Annotated in this window: 13 protein-coding genes; 10 read left to right on the top strand and 3 right to left on the bottom strand. The window is 50.5% G+C overall.

Going from position 1 to position 20934, the window contains the following annotated elements; genetic code table 11:
• Positions 1–24: 24 nt before the first annotated feature.
• The 10 genes from L0Y31_RS08110 to L0Y31_RS08065 all read left to right on the top strand — a co-directional run bounded on the left by L0Y31_RS08110 (position 25) and on the right by L0Y31_RS08065 (position 18138).
• A complete protein-coding gene (locus L0Y31_RS08110) occupies positions 25–819 on the top strand; it encodes a DUF4097 family beta strand repeat-containing protein (RefSeq protein ID WP_234736617.1) in 795 nt (264 codons plus the stop codon).
• A gap of 21 nt (positions 820–840) precedes the next feature.
• Positions 841–1539 carry a DUF4097 family beta strand repeat-containing protein gene (locus L0Y31_RS08105; protein ID WP_234736616.1) on the top strand — a complete coding sequence of 233 codons (699 nt, stop codon included), beginning with the start codon at positions 841–843 and terminating at the stop codon, positions 1537–1539.
• A 778-nt stretch (positions 1540–2317) separates the two neighbouring features.
• Complete coding sequence (locus L0Y31_RS08100) at positions 2318–5062, top strand: PQQ-dependent sugar dehydrogenase (protein ID WP_234736615.1); 2745 nt, start codon at positions 2318–2320, stop codon at positions 5060–5062.
• Between the two features lie 93 nt (positions 5063–5155).
• On the top strand, positions 5156–8182 hold the full coding sequence (locus L0Y31_RS08095; protein WP_234736614.1) for a SusC/RagA family TonB-linked outer membrane protein: 3027 nt from the start codon (positions 5156–5158) through the stop codon (positions 8180–8182).
• A 20-nt stretch (positions 8183–8202) separates the two neighbouring features.
• Positions 8203–9897, top strand: coding sequence for a RagB/SusD family nutrient uptake outer membrane protein (locus L0Y31_RS08090; RefSeq protein ID WP_234736613.1), 1695 nt, complete (start codon positions 8203–8205; stop codon positions 9895–9897).
• Positions 9898–9939: 42 nt separating this feature from the next.
• The gene (locus L0Y31_RS08085) at positions 9940–13053 is read left to right on the top strand and encodes a SusC/RagA family TonB-linked outer membrane protein (RefSeq protein ID WP_234736612.1); all 3114 of its coding nucleotides are present in this window, start codon (positions 9940–9942) and stop codon (positions 13051–13053) included.
• 4 nt (positions 13054–13057) lie between these two features.
• Positions 13058–14776, top strand: coding sequence for a RagB/SusD family nutrient uptake outer membrane protein (locus tag L0Y31_RS08080; RefSeq protein ID WP_234736611.1), 1719 nt, complete (start codon positions 13058–13060; stop codon positions 14774–14776).
• 235 nt (positions 14777–15011) lie between these two features.
• Complete coding sequence (locus L0Y31_RS08075; RefSeq protein ID WP_234736610.1) at positions 15012–16079, top strand: sensor histidine kinase; 1068 nt, start codon at positions 15012–15014, stop codon at positions 16077–16079.
• Positions 16080–16136: 57 nt separating this feature from the next.
• Positions 16137–17210 carry a sensor histidine kinase gene (locus tag L0Y31_RS08070; protein ID WP_234736609.1) on the top strand — a complete coding sequence of 358 codons (1074 nt, stop codon included), beginning with the start codon at positions 16137–16139 and terminating at the stop codon, positions 17208–17210.
• A gap of 130 nt (positions 17211–17340) precedes the next feature.
• Positions 17341–18138 carry a LytR/AlgR family response regulator transcription factor gene (locus L0Y31_RS08065; RefSeq protein ID WP_234736608.1) on the top strand — a complete coding sequence of 266 codons (798 nt, stop codon included), beginning with the start codon at positions 17341–17343 and terminating at the stop codon, positions 18136–18138.
• A 6-nt stretch (positions 18139–18144) separates the two neighbouring features.
• Here the strand turns inward: L0Y31_RS08065 and L0Y31_RS08060 are convergent, their stop codons facing one another.
• From L0Y31_RS08060 to L0Y31_RS08050, 3 genes are all read right to left on the bottom strand, one after another.
• On the bottom strand, positions 18145–19011 hold the full coding sequence (locus L0Y31_RS08060; RefSeq protein ID WP_234736607.1) for a hypothetical protein: 867 nt from the start codon (positions 19009–19011) through the stop codon (positions 18145–18147).
• A gap of 175 nt (positions 19012–19186) precedes the next feature.
• Entirely contained in the window at positions 19187–20413 is a 1227-nt protein-coding gene (locus tag L0Y31_RS08055) for an FISUMP domain-containing protein (protein ID WP_234736606.1), read from the bottom strand.
• A gap of 203 nt (positions 20414–20616) precedes the next feature.
• Positions 20617–20847 carry a hypothetical protein gene (locus L0Y31_RS08050; RefSeq protein ID WP_234736605.1) on the bottom strand — a complete coding sequence of 77 codons (231 nt, stop codon included), beginning with the start codon at positions 20845–20847 and terminating at the stop codon, positions 20617–20619.
• Positions 20848–20934 lie beyond the last annotated feature (87 nt).

Raw genomic sequence — 20934 nt, 5'->3', positions numbered from 1 at the left:
TTAACCATTATCCCAACATACATTATGAGAAGAATTGCATTTCTGCTTGCCACAACTTTGTGGTGCTGGGGCTCCTATGCCCAAGATTCTAAAAATGCTTTAGAATATAAAGTCAAAATGCCCAACAGCAAAGACCGGAAAATTACCATTGAACTGGGCGATGGCAGCATTAAAATCGAAGGGTATGACGGTGATGAAGTTCAGTTTAGAGCTTCGTCGGGCTACGAGGCGCCGCCAGAACGGGCCAAGGGACTGAAGCCCATCTACAATTCAGCCGTGGATAACTCCGGCATTGGGCTGGCTGTCACGCAGGAAAGCGGAGGACTAAAAATTGAAAAGGCGACCCGGAAATCCATCGACTACACCATTCGAGTTCCGCGCAAAGTGGCCATTCTTTATCAGCAGGTCAACTGGATGGGATCGACAATCAACATCAGCAACATGGATGGTGATCTGGAAGTACGCACCAACAACGCCAACATCAACCTCAACCGCGTTTCTGGCCCCGTTGTTGCCAACACCACCAGCGGCGAAATTCAGGTTGTTTTTGCTAACCTGAATCAGGAGAAACCCAGCGCCCTGACTACCATCGCCAGCGCCATCGATGTTACCTTACCCGCCAATGCTAAAACCAATTTGCACCTGCGCACCATCAACGGAGAGATGTACACCGATTTTGACCTGGGCCTGAAAAGCAGCAAAGATGGACTCTCCAAAGTAGGCGGCGGCCACAATATTGAAGGGACAACCAATGGCGGTGGCGTTGATATTCAGTTGAAAACCATCAGCAGCAACATTTACGTCCGTAAGCAAAAATAAGCAGCTAAACGTCCTAAAGCCATGAAAAAAGTCACCTTCCTTCTTCTGTTTTGCATCCTGACTGCCCCTGTTTTTGCGCAGAAAATCATCGAAAAAAAGCTTCCTTTTTCAGCCAACCAGACGGTTAATCTCAACCTGAAGTTTGCCGATAGCATCCAGATTCGCTATTGGGATAAAGCCGAAGTGTCGGTTCGGATCGCCGTAACCATCAATGGGGGTAAATTGAACGACGCGCTGTTGGTAGATACCCGGACGACCTCCGACGAGATCATTGTCAAAACCGATTTCGACCAGCAGCTAATTAAACAAGGCAAAGCCGAAGACTGTCCCGGTCAACACTCATCCTGGCGAACTGAAAAAGGCGGTGAAAGCCATTATATGTGCAGCGACATCAATTATGTCTTGTACCTGCCCCGACAAGCCAAGCTTAACGTGGAGTCGATCAACGGAAACATCGATATTCAGGGGGCTAGCGGAGCCGTTTATGCTAAATCCATCAGTGGCTTTGTCGATTTAACCTGGGCCAGTAAGAAGGGCGTCAATTTGGCGATGAAAACCATTACGGGCGAAGTCTACTCCGATCTGGCCATTGATTTCAAAGGCAAAATAGCCAAATCGCCTATAGTAGGTTACCAACTCGAAGGAACCGTTAACGGGGGTGGCCCGGAAGTCAGGCTTGAATCCATCAGCAACAACATTTATGTTCGGAAGAAAGATTAATCTCTTCTTCGCGAAACGCTTTCAAAGCTGCCAGAGCCCTGGTGGCTTTGATGCATAGTGGCTCCTGCTCGTTTCCTTTTTGATCGTCTGCCAGGCATCCGGTTGATACTTTGTTTGTACTAGTTGGACCAACCCACACCAAAACTAGTTTATAGCCAGGCTTTCGCTGTACGACAAATCCTCACTAAGTAACGTATTCAAAGCGATATTTATCCGCATTTATTTTAAGCAAAGTCAGTACAGCACGATTCCAAAGCAGGTTATCCAATACACGGACGCATGCCATTTAAATCATACATTTAAAAAATCGCATTAGGCAAAACAAACAACTAATTCAGCGTCTTTTTCTAGATTAAACACAACCTATTTCCTCTGTTTTATACATTATTAGTAAGCGGCCCTCTTCTATAATTAGCTTAAGCTCCCTGCAAATCATATCAAATTAGCTCAATTACAACCTGGAATTATTCATTTATTCCTAAACTGAGCTAATCATTGCCTCCTAAGAATTACAGCTTTTTACGGCTTTCTCTCCTATTCCTTTCTCTGACTGGTAAAAAGGGAGCTTTTACAAAGCAAAATAATGAAAAGCCCCCCTTTATTTGACGAAAAAACCCCCTATATGACGAACCCTTGTTCTTTACATTTGCATTATTCGAATAATAATCTTTACAATCACAATATTTGAATGATTCTTTAATAACCAATTTCGGAGAAACTGCTGGCTTACTAACCAGTAGTTTCTTTCCTAAACGTTGATGCTTATTGCCTAACTTCTATGCTCTTATCGTTTTCTAAGTATGCCTCTTTTCTGGGTGCTCTGCTCGGAATTGGCGTTCTACCAGCCAGTGAGTTTAGCTCACGCCGACCTTTGGCGGTAACCGCTTACAACCGGGCAGATACAACTAACAGACCGGAAGAAAACCGGTTTACCAAGACGGTGCTGGCCAACGACCTCAACGAACCAATGGAGCTAGCCATAGCTCCCGATGGCCGGGTATTTTTCACCGAACGAGCGGGGAAATTCTACATGTACGATCCGGTTCAGAAGAAGACCAAACTGCTGTATGACTTCCCGGCTAAAGCAGTTGATAAATACCTGAACGGTCTGCTCGGCATGACCATCGACCCAAATTTTAGCCAGAATCAGTTCCTCTATTTCTTCTATACCATCCAGGATGGCGAACACACTCGCCAGCGAATCGCCCGCTTCAAAATGAACAGCGACGGTACGCTGGATGCAGCTTCCGAAAAACCCATCATCGAATTCCCCATCGATCTGGAAGTCAGTGCACACACCGGCGGGTCCCTGGCCTGGGACAAACACGGCAATCTATTTATTTCTTCGGGGGATAATACCGTTCCTTTCGAGTCGAAGGGCTTCGCGCCGCTCGACAGTCGCGAGGGCCGAATTACTTTCGATGCACAGCGGTCAGCCGGAAATCCGAACGATCTGCGGGGTAAAATTCTGCGCATACATCCCGAAGCCGATGGCTCGTATACCATTCCGGAGGGCAATCTTTTCCCGAAAGGCACCGCTGGCACTCGCCCGGAAATTTACGTGATGGGATGCCGGAACCCGTACCGCATTTCCGTCGATCCGGTTACATCGTATGTCTATTGGGGCGAAGTAGGACCCGATTCTGGAACCGACGGTCCGCAGGGACCACGCGGATATGATGAGTTCAACCAGGCCCGAAAAGCCGGAAATTTTGGTTGGCCTTATTTTGTCGGCGACAACAAGCCGTATCACCAGTACAATTTCGCCAGCAAAGCCATCGGTGAGCTTTTCGATGCAAAAGCCCCCGTTAATAACTCACCGAACAACACGGGTATCAAAAACCTCCCTCCTGCCGAAAAAGCCATGATCTGGTATCCATACAACCAGTCTGCGGAGTTTCCGCAACTGGGCGTTGGTGGGCGTTGCGCAATGGGTGGCCCGATGTACCATTTTGACCCCAATCTGAAATCGTCGGTGAAACTGCCTGCTTACTACGACAAGGCATTGTTCGTCTATGACTGGATGCGGAACTGGGTCTTTGCGGTGCGGCTGGACGAAAATCAGAATTTCAGCTACATGGAGCGCTTCATGCCTACGCAGGGTGATTTCCGCCGTCCGACCGACATGGAAATTGGTCCTGATGGGGCGATCTACATGCTTGAATACGGTTCTGTGTATGGCATTGACAACGAAGATGCCCGACTGGTGAAGATCGAGTTCAACGATGGTAACCGCGCGCCTATTGCTCAGTTGTCGGCCAAGGATACGATTGGTCTGGCTCCCTTGAAAGTTGCCTTCACCAATACTAGCTATGACTTCGACAAAACGGATAAACTCCGCTACGAGTGGCGTTTTGAAGGTGGAAAGGTTGGCTCGACAGAAGCGAATCCAACGTATACGTTCCGTAAAAATGGCGTTTATAAAGTCTCGCTGAAGGTCATCGATCCGGATGGCAAATCAGCATCAAGCTTTGTAACCGTTCGGGTTGGCAATACGATGCCGCAAGTGGCGATTAAAACGCCCAACAACAGCTCCTTTTTCGCGGCTGAATCCGGGTCGCTGAAATACGCCGTTAGCGTTAAAGACAACGAAGACAAGGTGATTAACCCGAAAGCGGTTAAAGTGGCGCTGAACTACATTCCCAAACTGGCCGATAACGGCCCGCAAATGGGTCACCAGCAGCTTTCCGCTTCGTTCAACTTGGGTAAATCGCTGATTGCCAGTTCGGATTGCAAAGCCTGCCACCAGGTTGCAGCTCCGTCGGTTGGGCCTTCGTTTACCGAGGTGGCCAAGCGTTACCGGGACGATAAAACGGCGCTGGCCAAACTCGCCAACAAAGTAATCATCGGTGGCGGTGGCGTTTGGGGCGAACACTCCATGAGCGCCCACCCGCAGCTTTCGCGTGAGGATGCCACGGAAATGATCAAATATGTGCTCTCGCTGGCCGATCAGCCTACCGAAAATCGCCTGCCCCAGCAGGGAATTGCGGCGCTGAAAGAGCACGTAGGAAAAGAGCAGGTGGGCCGCTACGTACTGACGGCCTCCTACACCGACAAAGGCGGGGCCATTACCCCATTGACCAAAAGTGATGTACTGATTCTGCGTCCAGCCCGCGTGCAGGGCAGCGATGTTGACGGCCTGCATAACATCACCAAGCAAGGTAAACGACTGGGTAACATCCACGCGCAATCTTACTTCGTGCTCAAACAGATTGATCTGAAAAACATCGATCAGCTGACTTACCGCTATTCATCAAAAGACCGCGATGCCGCCCTCGAAGTGCACTTGGATTCGCCACAGGGACCGGTAATTAGCACCCTGCCTTACAAGGCCACCGGCGACTGGAACACGTACCAGGAACAGACGGCCCCTATTCAAGATCCGGGCGGCAAACATGACCTCTATTTTGTATTTGTCAAGCCTGAAAAACCGAACGAGCACCTGTTTTCGCTCGAATGGGTTCAGTTCCATCGCAAAGAGACTGCTGCCAGTGCGACTGGTACTCGTCAGACCGGAAAATAATTTCGACGGCTCCATTCTCGTCTGTTTTTGCCAGACTGGGCATGGAGCCTCTCTTTCCCTTGAATAAATCGTTGACCCTTAACTCAATTTATTATGAACGAATCATTACCAAAGAAAATTTTTCAGGGTTTTCTTCTGGGTATTGTCGGCTTACTCAGTCCGGCCGCTGTGGTGTCTATTTCTGCCCAGTCGACCCAGCAACAGGAAGCCACGGAAACGAGTAAGCCTCAAATCCTGCTGCTTGATGAAAACGAAGAGCCCATAGCAGGCGTTAAGGCCGTTAACCTAACCACCTCCAAAGAGGCCGTTTCGGACGCTTCGGGACTACTTACGCTGGCTACCAGCAAAGGCGATGTTGTTCAGTTGAGTGCCTTCGGCTCGAAGCTTCAGGATTATATCGCCTCCAATCAAGAGCGCCCGGTGGTCGTGTTGAGCAGCAAACACCCCTCTATTGTCCGGCTGAAACCGGTTCGCCTCCTAAACAATACCTCCGTTCGGAGCGATTTGACGGCGGCGTCTACGCAGGCGGTTTATAATAACGACCTCAAAAAAATGCCCGTTGCCTCGTTTGTCAACGCCTTACCCGGTCGATTGGCGGGCTTTTTCACAACGCAGGCCTCCGGACAGCCCGGCGTCGATGGCCCAACTACATTTCTGCGTGGCCAGGCCCCGTTGGTCATTATCGACGGTATTCCCCGGAACCTAACGGTTTTTGATTTGGAAGAAATTGAGTCGGTAACCATCCTGAAAGATGCAGTCTCTACAGCCATGCTGGGTGTACGGTCGTCCAACGGCGTTCTCCTGGTGACAACGCGTAAAGGATCACCCAGTCAGCCTCGCATTTCGTTTACGGCTCAAAGTGCCATCCAGCAACCGCTGAGACAGCCTAAGGCGCTTAATTCATACAACTACGCCAGACTTTACAACGAAGCGCTGGTAAACGACGGCCTTCCTCCAGTTTATTCGGAAACAGATTTGCAAGGGTATCAAAGTGGCTCAGATCCGTATCGCTACCCGGATGTGGATTGGCGCAAGCAGGTTTTGAAACCTTCTTCCCGCTTCGACCGGTATACCTTCAGCGCGAGCGGTGGAAATAACTTTTCCAAGTATTTCGTTGCTGTTGAGCACATTAACCAAACGGGTTTACTGCGCGAAAGCAACATCAATAAATACAATACCAACAACGATTTCAAAAGTTATACCATCCGGTCGAACGTTGACCTTCAGCTTAATTCGAAGCTGTCGGGCGGAATTCACCTGCTGGGCCGTATCCTGAGCGCCAACGACGCCGGAGCGGCTGCGGGAACCGGTTCCATTCTGGCCTCCCTGCTCAATACGCCGAGCAACGCCTACCCGGTTTACAACCCCAACGGCAGCTTTGGGGGCAGTCAGCAGTTTCAGAACAACATCTGGGCGCAAACCATTGGGTCGGGCTACCGCCAGAACTACAAGCGGGACATGCTCGCCGATTTCTACCTGAAACGCACCCTGGATGAACTGACGCCCGGATTGTGGGTTAGAGCCACCGGCTCCTATTACGCAACACTTTCGGAGAACATCAACCGGAACAAAAGCTTCGCCGTTTTTCAGCGTAATCTATCGGCAACTGGCCAGGAAACTTATCAGCAATTTGGCACGAACGGCGATCAGGCCAACGGCAACGGCATTGTCTATCAATCGCGGGCCGACTACATGGAGCTAGCCCTGGGCTACGACCGTACCATCGGGGCGCACGGTTTCAACGCGATTGTTCTCGGCAACCGCGATAATACCGTTGCTGATTCCGATCTCCCCTATACCATCACCGGCGCATCCGGGCGCGCGTCTTACAACTACCAGGAAAAATACGTCGTGGAAGCAGCGGTCGGCATCAATGGGTCCAACCGCTATCCCGAAGGTGGCCGGACTAAATACGGTGTTTTCCCTGCGCTGGGACTGGCCTGGAATATTTCCCGCGAAGATTTTCTGAAGTCCTATTCTTGGCTTTCTTACCTTAAATTGTTCGGATCAGTGGGTAAAACGGGGAACGACAATCCGGGTTATTTCACGTATATCCAGCGCTACTTTGACAGCCCCAGCGTCTTTTTCGGAACGGGTGCAGGCTCCAACACAGCCATTACTGAACAGCCCATCGCTAACCGAAACCTGACGTGGGAAAAAGCGAATAAACTTAATCTGGGCCTTCAGGGTGCCGTTTTGAACAATCGTCTAGGCTTTACGCTGGAATACTACAACATGAAGTATTACGATCTGTTGATGCAACGCGGTCGGAATACGACCATTCTGGGCAACACCTATCCGAGCGAAAACATCGGTCAGAACCGGTACATGGGCTGGGACTTCCAGTTGAGCTGGCAGCAGGATAAACCGGGCTTTAGTTATTTCGTAGCGGCCAATGTTGGAATTCAGGATTCTAAAGTGCTTTACTCCGACGAAGTATTTCGGATGTACCCCTGGATGACGCGCACCGGCCAGATGGTTAACCAGCGTTTTGGCTATGTTGCCGAGGGGCTTTTCCAGTCGGCGGACGAAATTGGGCGGAGCGCTACCATCATTGGTTATACGCCCCAACCCGGCGATATCAAATACCGGGATCTCAACGGCGACGGCATCATTAATCAGTTCGACGAAGCACCAATTGGCAACCAGAAACCGCTGATTCCGTTCGGCCTGAATATGGGTCTGCGCTGGCATTCGTTTGACCTTTCGGTACTGCTGCAAGGCGCTCTTAACCAAAACATCTACCTCCAGGGCAATAGCGAATGGGCTTTCCAGAACAACGGCTTTGGCCCTGCTTTTGAGCAGCACCTAGACCGCTGGACACCGACGAACACCACGGCTTCGTATCCACGACTGAACGTTGGCAACAACGTCAACAACATGGAAATGTCCTCATTCTGGGCGCGCTCGGGCGATTACCTGCGGGTTAAAAACCTGGAATTGGGCTATACAATTCCGGTGCGGGTTATCAACCGGGTACGGCTTCAGTCCGTTCGGCTATTTGCTAGCGGCACCAACCTGCTGACGTTTAACCAAGAAAAGCGAATCGACCCGGAAGCGTATAACGGCGCGTACCCAATCCAACGGCTGTTCAACTTCGGCGTCAATCTGAAACTTTAACCTACCCTACCTCTTAAACTATGTACACAACGATACGTACGGGCCTGATGGCCTTGATTTTATCGCTTGCCTGGTCGGCCTGTACTCGGATAGAAACCGAACCCAGAGACTGGATTAAGGACGATCTGGTATGGGACGAAATGGATAGAAATGCGACTGTAGCGATCTTTTTCCTCAACGATCTGTACAACTTTGTTCCAAACGGATTTAACCGGATCGGCTCCAATCCCGGCGATTTCCTCGACGCGGCTACCGACGACGCCATGCCGTCCCGGAACAACCGGGTTGTCAGCTATTATACCAACGGGTTTATCAACGTCCTGAACAATCCAGACCCGTACTGGGGGAACAGTTACGCCGGTATTCGTCGGGCCAATATTTTCCTGGCTAATATCGAAAAAGTACCTGCCACGCCGCAAAGCATCACGACCTGGAAAATGGAAGCCCGGTTTATCCGCGCCCTGCTTTATTTTGAGCTGGTGAAACGGTACGGCGGCGTTCCGCTGATTGGCGACCGGATTTTTACGATTGACGATGACCTGTCGGTGCCACGGAATACGTTCGAGGAGTGCGTTAACTACATTGTGGCTGAGTGCGACGCCATCAAAGATAACCTGCGGAAAGAGCCAATTTCGGACGGCGAATGGGGCCGGATTCCGCGCGGGGCAGCTATTGCGCTCAAAGGCAGAACTTTACTTTACGCAGCTAGTCCCTTGTTTAACGGCGGTGGCATCAGCACCGATGCGTCGAAGAAAGCGCTCAGCGGTTATCCCACGGCTGACCCTTCCCGCTGGCAAAAAGCCCTGGACGCTGCCGACGAGCTTATCAAGCTGAACTACTACGCGCTACAGCCCACATTCAACAACATCTTCATTACCAAGAAGAATACGGAGGTTATTCTGGCCAAACAGTCGGGTAACAATACGAGCATCGAAAGCAACAACGCACCCGTTGGCTACGGCACCCCAACGGCCAGCCAGGGGCTGACGAGTCCGACCCAGAACCTGGTTGAGGCGTTTCCGATGGATAACGGCCTGCCTATTTCCGATCCAGCTTCCGGGTACAATGCGCAAACGCCTTATGTCGGGCGCGACCCACGGCTGGACGCTACTGTTTTTTACAATGGCAAACGCTGGTTGCAGCGGGCCGTAGAAACGTTTGAAGGCGGACGGGACCGGCCCGGTGGCAATGTGGTGCAGACCAAGACGGGCTACTACCTGCGCAAGTTCATGGCCGATTTTTCCAATAACACAACGTATACTAACCAGAGCCATAACTTCATTTTCTTCCGGTATGCCGAGATTCTGCTCAATTATGCCGAAGCACTGAACGAACTGGGCCGTACGGAAGACGCCGTAAAACCTCTGCTCGACATTCGGAAACGCGCTGGTATCAAGGCCGGTACAAATAACCGGTACGGCATTAAATCGGGTATTACGCAGGCCGAGCTGCGGAATTTTATCCGGAACGAGCGACGGATTGAGCTGGCTTTTGAGGAGCATCGCTTCTGGGATGTTCGTCGCTGGAAAATCGCGGAGACCGCCCTGAACACGCCTCTGTTCGGCGTCAGCATTATCAGAAATGCCAATGGCACCTTCACCTATACCCGGCAGCAGGTGACCACCATCTCGTTTCAGCCAAAACTCTATCAAATGCCTTTACCCTACGAGGAAACAACGAAAAACCTGAATCTGATTCAGAATGAGGGTTGGTAAGCCTTTCAAATCCATTTTTTCGCCCTGTTTCAAGCAGAAATTATGAAGAAACTATTATTCACTCTCACATTCATCCTGACCGCTGCGTGTAGCTTCGTCTACGCCCAAAAAGTCGTTCAGGGCGTGGTTTCCGACGCCAAAGAAACCCTGCCCGGCGTGTCGATCTACGAAAAAGGAACGCCCACCAACGGGACCACAACCGATGGAAACGGACGCTACAGCCTAACCTTAAAGGGAACCAGTGGCGTGCTGGTTTTCCGTTCCATTGGGTACAAACTGGCCGAAGCGCAGATAGGTGGCCGTTCGTCAATCAATATGACGCTGGAATCCGACGAACAAGGTCTGAACGAAGTTGTCGTCGTTGGTTTTGGGCAGCAGAAAAAACTTACCCTGACCGGAGCCGTGAGCATGGTTAGCGGGCAGGATATTCGCGAAAACCCATCGGCCAGTTTGCAGAACACACTCGCCGGACGCTTGCCGGGTTTCTTCTCCCAGCAGCCATCGGGCCGACCCGGTGCCGACGGAGCCAACTTCTTCATTCGGGGGGTTAGCTCATACAACGGCAATAACCGACCGCTGATTATTGTGGACGATATTGAGTTTTCCTACGATCAGTTTGCGCGCCTCGATCCAAACGAGATTGAAAGCCTGTCGATCCTGAAAGATGCCTCCACGACCGCCATTTACGGGGTTCGGGGTGCCAACGGGGTTGTGGTGGTGACAACGCGGCGCGGTAAAGAAGGGCCGCCTCAGATCTCGGTACGGATGGAAACCAGCTTGTCGCAACCGACCAAGATTCCACGCTATCTGAACGCCTACGAATCGGCCAGCCTTTACAACCAGGCCCAGATCAATGACAATAGCGCGAACCCTAACCCGTCGTTCAAACCCCGCTTTTCGGAGCAGGATCTGGAGCTTTACCGCAGCGGTGCCGATCCTTATGGCCACCCCGACGTGAACTGGCGCGAAGTTTTGTTCAAAAGATTCAGCCAGCAAAATCGCGGCAACATCGATTTGTCGGGTGGTACACAACGGGTCAAGTACTTCGTCTCGGCGGGTTTCCTTTACCAGAACGGGATGCTCAAGGACTATGGAAACGGCCAGGGTGTGAACAGTAATTATTACCACCAGCGCTATAACTACCGGTCAAACCTGGACATGAATGTGACCAAAGGGCTGGATTTGCGCCTTGATTTATACGGAAACTTCGCCCAGGTTAATAATCCGCAGGTAGGTAGCCCGTTTGGTTACAATGATCTTTTCTACGACTACAGCAGTTTCCTGACGCTGGCTCCGTTTGCCTACCCGGTTTACAACCCCAATGGTTCGCTGGGTTACAGTACCTGGATTCGGAATGAAAACCCCAATTACAACGTCAATAACGTGGTTGGGCGCTTGCAGTATTACGGCTACAACCGGGATAATGAAAGCAACATGAACGTTATCATGTCGGCCCGCCAGAAGCTGGATTTTATTACGCCAGGTTTGTCGATTCAGGGACGGTTGTCGTATACCAGCAACTATTTCTACACCCGGAGCATGACGCGTGACCAGTTTCCGTCGTTCATTTATAACTCGGACAACGATACTTACGAGCCACGCGATCCCAACGTCTACCGCGTTCGCCGCTTCTTTCTTGGTTATAACGGCCGCAGCACGTCGCGGGTAATGAACGTTCAGGCCATCCTGAATTATGACCGGACTTTTGGTAAACACCACCTGACGGGTTTGGGGCTTCTTAACCGCAATTCGAATGCGGCGGCCAACAGCAACGTCGTCTACAACTTCATTCCGAGCAACTTTAAAGGGTATTCGGCGCGAATTGGGTATGAATATAACCAGAAGTACCTGTTTCAGTTCAACGCGGCCTACAACGGTTCCGACCGGTTCGTGAGCGACAAACGGTATGGTTTTTTCCCGGCGGTTTCGGCGGGTTGGAACATTTCCGAAGAACCATCCTTTAAGCGCAGTGCCCCTTACCTGGATCTGCTGAAAATAAGAGCTTCTTACGGACTGGTTGGGAATGACGCCCTGGGGAATAGCTTCAGCTATTATTACCAGCAAAATTACGCCAACGGCAACGGCCCCGTAGTAGCAGACTTCGGCTACTCAAGCAATGGGTATACGGGCATTGTCGAAGGAACGCTAGCCAACAATAACGTAAGCTGGGAGAAAGAGAAAAAGCTCGATATTGGTCTGGAATTTGGCTTATTCAATAGCGCTGTTACCGGATCGGTTGGCTATTTTAACAACAACCGTTTCGACATTCTGACTACACGGGGAACCGTGTCGGCGGTTTTCGGACAAGGCTTGCCACCGGTTAACCTCGGACGCGTTAACAACCGGGGGATAGAAATCGAATTGGGGTATCAAAACCGAATCGGCAAGGATTTCTCGTATAATATCAAAGGGAACTACTCGGTTGCCAAAAACAAGATTCTTTTCCAGGATGAGCCGCAGTCCCAATATGATTATCAAACCTATACGGGAAAAAGCATTGGACAAATCCGTGTCTATGAATTTATTGGCTACTACAAAGACCAAAACGACATCGATAACAGTCCGAAGCCAAGCGTTATGCCCCAGCCGGGTGATTTAAAATATGCCGACCTGAACAATGACGGTATCATCAATGGCTACGATATGGCTGTGACGGGCTTTCCAAACCTCCCCAACACCAATTTTGGGATTAACCTGGGCGCTCGCTATAAGAATTTAAGCTTCAGCGTTTTATTTCAGGGTGCCCGGAATTTCAACGTACGCGGGGTGGCCGAATCGATTCGGGCTTTCTCGTCGAACCTGACCGAAGTGCACAAGAATGCCTGGACGCCTGAGTTGGGTGACAATGCCCAGTACCCGCGCCTGAGTCTGCTGGGTGGGGTCAGCGATCCTTCCAGCTTCCCCTCGACGTTCTGGTTTATTTCGGGGAATTATCTCCGCCTGAAAACGGCGCAGATCAACTACGATTTACCCATTAGCATCACCAAGCGGCTGGGCATTCCTCAACTGCGCGTCTACGCCAACGGGTCCAATCTATTTACAATCACTAGCCTAAGCAAACTGTACGAATTTGACCCCGAAATTACCTCTGGTACCGACCGGGTCGGCTATCCGCCGCAACGGCTCATCAACTTAGGCATAAGCGCTACTTTCTAACGATATGAAAAAAATATTCATCCTATCATTGCTCATTGGTGCCCTTGCCGCCTGCAAAGAATCCGGCGATTTTCTGGAGCCCAAAACCAATGCCTTAACGGAGGAGACTGTTTTTAGCGATAGTATCCGAACGATGGCGTTTCTTTCCCGCATTTACAGCGATATTGGCTATAGCTTCGTCAAGGGCCGCTGGAGTTCGCACGGCAATACAGAACAAGCCACCGACGACGCCGAATACAAATATTCCGGCGTGACGCAGAACGCCGTTATCTTGTATAGCGGCACAGTTAGCCCGCTTAATTTTCCGTTCACGGATTTCTGGAATACGCCCTATACCAACATCCGGCGCGTTAACCTGTTTCTTTCGCGGCTTCCGTCTACCCCGCTTTCTCCGGCATTGCAGCGACGGGCCGGGGCCGAAGCCCGGTTTCTGCGCGCCTGGTATTATCACCAGTTGCTTGTTTCGTTCGGGGGCGTTCCGCTGATTGGCGACAAGGTTTTTGACATCGCCGATTTCATTGACCTGCCCCGCAATTCGTTCGCCGAGTGTGTGAGTTATCTGGTTGGCGAGCTGGATGCGCTGGCGGCCATTTTGCCCGCCACAACCGATTATTCGGAGGAAAACTATGGTCGGGCCACGCGGGGTGCCTGTCTCGCCCTCAAGTCGCGCATTTTGCTCTATGCAGCCAGCCCGCTCTTCAACGGCTCACCGGAAACCCAAAATGCCGCACTGGCTTCTATCGTTAGCTATCCAACCTACGATGCTAGTCACTGGCAGAAGGCCGCCGATGCCGCCCAGGCGGTTATTACCAGTGGCCAGTATTCGCTGAACACCGATAATGCTACGGCGCCAGGATACGGTTTTTACCAGGTTTTCCTGAAACGAGTGAATAATGAGTACATCTTTTTTCAAAATCGGGGAGCCAACCGGGATATGGAAGTATTTTTCAACATGCCTTCGCGTGGTGGTCAGAATAACTCCATGCCGACGCAAAATCTGGCAGAGGCTTTTCCAATGAAAAACGGCAAAGCCATCACGGACCCTACTTCCGGCTACGACCCGAAAAATCCGTATATCAACCGCGATCCCCGCTTTGGTTATTCCATTATTTATAACGAATCGCCGTATTACCTGGCTTCGTCCAACGCGCTGGTTCCGGTCTATACCTACGAAGGGGCACCGTCCGATGGCTTCACGTACAGTGGCCAGACGACGGGCTATTATACCCGTAAAATGTGCGACGTAAACATTGCGGCCAACACGAGTTTCGCCGTTGATCGGGGCTGGCCGCTGCTGCGTTACGCCGAGGTTTTACTCAACTATGCCGAAGCGATCAACGAAACCGGCCAAACCGCGCTGGCCTATCCCAAGTTGGTCGAACTGCGCGCCAGAGCGGGCATCGATCCGGGCGCGAATCAGTTGTACGGTTTGAAACCCAACATGACCAAAGAAGAAATGCGGGAAGTAATTCAAAACGAACGCCGCATCGAACTGGCTTTCGAAGATCACCGCTGGCACGACATTCGCCGCTGGAAAACCGCGATGGCGGTGAATAACTCCTTCAACAAGCGGATGCGCATCGTTAAAACGGGCAATACGTATACGTATGAGGTGACGCAATCGATCCGGAAACACAACTTCCGCCCTGAAATGTACCTGCTGCCGATACCCGATAGCGAAGTCAGAAAGATGCCTGCCATGCTTCAAAATCCTGGCTGGTAATCGACCGCACACCCTTCAATCATAAAAAAAGGCCGTTCTAGAACGGCCTTTTTTCATTTCGTTCAGCCGAAATACCGTTCTATACCGATATTGCTTGGCCAGTTTATGCAATAAGAACAATTTTGCCTTACTAAATAACAATTTACCGACTTTCATAACCGCCGGATTTTGTTCTTACATCAGCAGCCCATTATTTTTAAAGTAACTTCGTACGAGCCGTGTACGCCAAATCAAGATGAGTTTTGTCAGTCCTGAACCTGCCAACGATAAATGGTTACGAATCATTGGGATACCCGTGGCGGCATTGCCTTTTGTCTGGACTTATCTGGAAGAATTCGGTTATAGCTGGCGACTATTCGCGCTCATTTACGCCTGCGAACTCCTAACGACGGCCGCTGTCTGGCACCTCTTGCGCTGGTGGGTTATGTGGGTTCGGCAACGGTATACGCATAAATCCCAGACCAGTCGGCGCGTCTTGATTACCGCGGGCGGCTATTCGCTTTTTACGATCCCGATTCAAGCTGGTGAAACTTGGTTGATTAATCAAATCGACTGGATGGGGCTGAACGCTCAGCCTGCCTTTCCCGGCCTTTATCTGATTCAGGTTTTTGTTGCGCTGACCTTTCTGGCAATTGTCGGGAGTTACTACGAAACGTCCTATTACCTCCACCTCTACCGGCTGGCCGTGGCCGAATCGGAAGCCATTCAGAAGGCCAGCTTACAAAGCCAATTTGACAGCCTGAAGAACCAGGTTAATCCGCATTTTCTCTTTAATAGCCTTAATTCTCTATCGGCACTGATTTGGGAAGACCGGCAGAAGGCAGGCGAATTTCTGGACGAGCTGGCCAGTGTTTACCGCTACCTGCTCCAGATGAACCAGTACCGCTTGGTTTCGCTCAAAGCCGAACTTGACTTTATCCGGGCTTATATCTACCTGCTTCAGACGCGCTACGGAGCCGCCTTGGATTGCCAGTTTTCCATCGACGAAAGCCTGCTCAACCGGACGCTCCCACCCCTGACGTTGCAAACGCTGGTCGAAAACGCCATCCGGCACAACGTAATTGAAGTCGGCCAGCCATTGCGCATCGGAATTGAAGCCAGCCATAATTTATTGACAATCAGCAATTCAATTCAGCGAAAAAGCCGTTCTCTGAATACGCAGCCCGGCGGACTGAGCCACGTCACTACGCTTTATGCGTCGCTCAACCTGCCGTTACCGCAGGTTACCGACGATGGACAGACGTTCAAGGTTCAGGTAAGCTTAGCGCAAAAAAAAGAAGAAAGTTTGTTAGTTTTACCCTAAACGTCCGAGCCGTCAGACCGCAATGGCGATCGGTTCCAGATCAAACCCTAATCGGTCTTGAAGAGAAAGCAATATACCCGGCGCGACAACTATATTGCCTTGAGCATTCTACCGGTTTATTACCTGGTGCTCAACTATTTGCTCTTCGGACCCATTTACCTGCAACGGCTTGACATCTTTTTGCTGGCCACTTTAAGTGTTATCATCATTTGGACTCCGATTTACTTTCTACATGGTGTTCCGGCCCTTTATTTCCGCCGTCGTTATCCGGCGATCCGGCAAACCTGGATGCGCTTGTCTCTGGCGTTGATTGCCCACATTCTGATGTCGTCCATCACGTTTTATGCTTTTTTTTACGGCTACGACTGGGTCAATTTTCCGGGCTACAGCTTTCAGCCAGAGCGCCTGCAACGGGCATTGATTATTGGCATTGCCGGTAATATTCTGGTCAATATCGTTCACGAAAGCGTCTATACGTTTGAGCTGTGGTCGCAGACATTGAGCGAGACGGAGAAGTTCAAGCGAGCAAATTTGCAAAGCCAACTCGAAGGTCTGAAGCAGCAGATTAACCCGCATTTTCTTTTTAATAGCCTGAATTCGCTTTCTTCCCTGATCGACGAAGACCCCGAACGAGCGGAGCAATTTATCGACGAATTAGCGAGTGTCTATCGTTATTTGCTGCAAACAAATACCAACGAATTAACGACGCTGGCTACCGAACTGGAGTTTATTCAATCGTATTATCACTTGCAACGCACGCGGTACGGAACGGGCTTATGTCTGCAAATTAACGTGGATAATGCCTATTTAAACACCTTGCTGCCTCCGTTAACGCTGCAACTGCTGGTCGAAAATGCCATCAAGCACAACGTTGTTGCCACGGATCAGCCCCTCCACATTTTTATCGAAACCAGTGCATCAGGATACTTGCCCGAGTCGGATCCAAGCTTGAGCGTACGGAATAATTTGCAGCGCCGACCTACGCGGGTGCTATCCAACGGCATCGGCCTGGTCAATATCACCACAAAATACCAACTGCTGGCCCAGGGAGGAGTTAAAATTGAAGACAGCAACGATCAGTTTGTGGTTACGCTGCCCCTGCTGACGGGCCAGCCCGCGTTTGAGGCCTGACGTTCCAGGGACGTTTTTTTCCGTTTGATCAAGCACCTTTTCAAATCAGCGGCAAAAGCCCTTGATTTGCCCGAGTTAAATAACCTAGCTTAGGTGACGGCATATCGGCCTGTATTAATTGCTGCGTACCATGAATGTATTAATTATCGAAGATGAAGAGTTGGCCGTCCGTAAGCTAACCAAGTTGTTGCAGGAGGTTTCATCCAATGTTACCATCGTCGGGACAATGGCCAGCGTCCGGGCTTCGGTGGCTTGGTTGCAAACCAATACCGCGCCCGACCTTATTCTGATGGATATTGAACTGGCTGACGGCCAGAGTTTTGAGATTTTTGAGCAAACTACGGTCAGTTCACCCGTCATTTTTACCACTTCTTATGACGAATACGCGCTAAAAGCGTTTAAGGTTAACAGCATCGACTATTTGCTCAAGCCCATCAAACGGCATGAGTTGGAAGCCAGCATGCTCAAATACAAGCGCTTACTAACTATTTCAAGCCCAGAAGTTGCGGAAGCAAAAGCTTCCGATCTGGGTCTTGTCAACATCGATGCGCTGGTTCAGCAGCTACGTCAGCAAATTCAACCGACCGACTACCGCCGCCGCTTTCTGGTCAAGCACCGCCAGCAATGGGTGCCGATCAGCGCCGATGAGATTGGTCATTTCTATTCCGAGGAAGGCGTTTGTTTGTTCCGAACGTTTACGGGTCAGAAATTCTCCCTGGATTATACGCTGGATGAACTGGAAAAAATGCTTGACCCCACGCTCTTTTTTCGCGCCAACCGGCAGTTCATTGTGCACATTAATTCCGTGTTGCAAATCCATCCTTATTTCAACAATAAACTCAAACTAACGCTGAAACCCGCCCCGGAAGAAGAGGTACTGGTAAGTCGCGAACGCGCGTCGGACTTTAAGCGGTGGATGGGTAAATAAGGCATTTTATTCCAAACGATATTCGGCGAATTTCCAGCGCTTTTTCAAGAGCTTCCGGTAGGTTTTAGGCCAGAAGGAAAGCCGTTCGTAGGCCAGTTTGGGCTGGTGCAGGCGAATGGGATTAATCTGGTCGACCTTTTCGATAAGTGCCTCGTGAGGTACGTTGGCATTAAAGTCAAAAAAGTCCTGCAAGGCTTTTCGGAACTCTTTAAATCCCCAATAATGATACACCTGTTGGTAGGCTTCTTTCACTTGTCCACGAGTAGCAAATGCGTGCGAAAAGGCGAGTTGTTCGACAATGTGGCGGTGGTAAATGGGGTACAACTGATCGGTTAATTTCAGCACTTCCTCAACGACCTCAATATTTTGGCTCAGCAACCCCAGCAAGCCCGCATTGTACATCATCTGGTCGCGGCTGATCGCATAATCTGGGTGTTTTTTCAGAAAAGTGTCCAGTCGACGAAGCGTCAGATTGCTCCGGGAGCTGATTTGCCCTTCGGCTACGTGAACGGCGTAATTTCCCTGTTCAATCCATTCGTAGATGGGCTCGAGCCGATCCGTGAAAAACGTGTCCGTGTCCGCGTAAATGAGGCTACCACGGTGGCTTTTCATAAAGTCAAGCAAGACCATGATCTTGACCCGGTGCACAAACTGAATGCTCCCCGCCCACTCTTTCTGCCGCGCCTTATCCAGTAATTCGTACTTCACCCAAGCAGGAAGTCTAGCCTGAAAATAAGCGGAATCATCAGTATAAATGACAATCTCAAAGGGAGGCCGGCCCTGGTAAAGTTTAATGATTGAGTAAACCGAATAAAGCAGCTCCTGGTAAATAGCCACCATACCGTACGCCTGAAAAAGTAAAAAACGCTTCATAAAGGATCGCTTATCAAGCGCAAGATATACGATTTGGGCTTAGCCCCGTGCACGTTGCGGCCTAGTCTAACAACGGGAAGGGGTAGAGAAACCCTTAACGCCCCGTTGCCAGAAGTTAAGAATTTACTCTACCCTCTCCCTCGCCAACCCTTCGATAAGCCGAAGAAGGCAGCGCTTATTTATCTTTCACGAAGCGAACCGGCAAATGAGGCACTTTATAGCTAGTTGGGTAAAAATTCATTTTGGCGTACGTATCGCTGGGCAATTGAATAATTTCGAAAGCCATGGCGTGCTCGCTACTGTTCTTCTCCGAGGTCCACAACGCACAGTTCGAACCTTCGCCATTGGGGGTGTGATCGACCACCAGGTAGTTGGCGGGAACCGCATTAAACCCGGATTGGTTGGTGGCGTAGCCGTCTTCCTTTTTCCAACCGGTTGCCGACATCAGTTTACCCAGCCGCTTCTTCGATTCTAAATCCTCGCCATCGGTGGTGCCCCATTGATTCAGTTGCAGCCCCTGCGATGCCAGCAGTTTGGTGTAATCCTCAATGGTGGGAATACGCCAGCCCGCCGGAATGTCAATATTGCGCAGATCTGTGTGTTTGTAATACGTACCGTACTGCGGTTTCGCATTCATCGAAATTCCACCCAAACCAGCGTAATTCACCGACATCCATTCCTGCTTTCCAATTGTTACGGTGGGGTAATACAGGTTCTCGATTTTCACGTACGTACCCGCAGCCGGTGGCTTGGCGTATGGGCTATTTGAGTTGGTAGGCGGGTTGCTGCTGCCTTTTACTTTGATGTAGGTTACGGCAAATTGGTTGCCCCCGTCGAACCGCTGGGCTTTCAGGTAGTTGGTCGCCGATGCGTAGGTTGTCGCATCTGGGTTGCGCAAAACGCTGTAGTAGGGTTTCAGGTCTTCACTGGTAATTTGTGCTTCTTTATAGCCCGAGTACCGATTGCTGAAAACGCGCATGGTTCCGCTCTGGGCGTGGAATGTCAGCTGAGCCGGTGTTGCCCGATATTCCAGCGTACCGACCACTTTATACAGGAATTGCTTTACTTCTCCATCGCTTAGATTCAAGACATCGGACGTGTACTCAATGGCATTTTTGCCGTCTTTGGTAAACACCATCGTGCGAAATTCGCGGAAACCCGGTTCGCCCTGAAACGTCTTGTTATCCCAGTTTGCCGTGAGTGGTCCTTCGTTATGATCGGCATACCAGGTGCCCACCAGCGCGTCGGGAATAGAGGTAGACGGCGTTGAAGGCAGCTGTTCTTCCCGATCTTCGCCCGGGTTCGGGGGTAGCGGTTTTTCTTTGTTACAACTAGACAGCGTACCGGACATTAGCCCCGTTAGTAGCGCTACTGAAAAAAGACTTTTTACGATTTTTATCATGGTTATGGACTTGTAACACCCGACCAAGGTAGTCCGGTTGGGTGTTACAAAGTTGGCTGGTGAGTCTGGCTAAGGGAAACGCCTTATACACCAACCGATAAAGGACCATGATGAATTGGTCAAAGAATGGGATGAATTGAGTCGGGAATGAGGCCAAAAATCAGGTCCAAATAAGCCTCGAAAGAGTCCTTTTGTAAGGCTACTTACCGCTGTTCTGTGTTCCGAATAATCAGCCGGTCTACTTCCAGTTCGCTAATCCGAAGCTTACCAATGGCACCCCGTCCAACGCGCAATTGCCCTATTGATAATGCCCCAACTGCCAGTGCGCCTAAGGCCATCGCCCCAACCGCTAATGCGCCGATTGCCAGCCGCCCCGCCGCTGCCTGCCCAATGGACCGACTACCGATCCGAACGGGAAAAGAGATTTTTTTCATCGCTATACATTGTAAAATTCGGTACCTGTTTCTGATTTTCCATTAGTCAACTAAACCCGTTGCAGGCTAACTTGTTTACGCCTCAGT

Origin of the sequence: Tellurirhabdus bombi (assembly GCF_021484805.1) — a bacterium.
Classification (GTDB): domain Bacteria; phylum Bacteroidota; class Bacteroidia; order Cytophagales; family Spirosomataceae; genus Tellurirhabdus; species Tellurirhabdus bombi.
The sequence above is the reverse complement of the archived record's forward strand: the minus strand, read 5'-3'. Positions and strand labels throughout refer to the sequence as shown.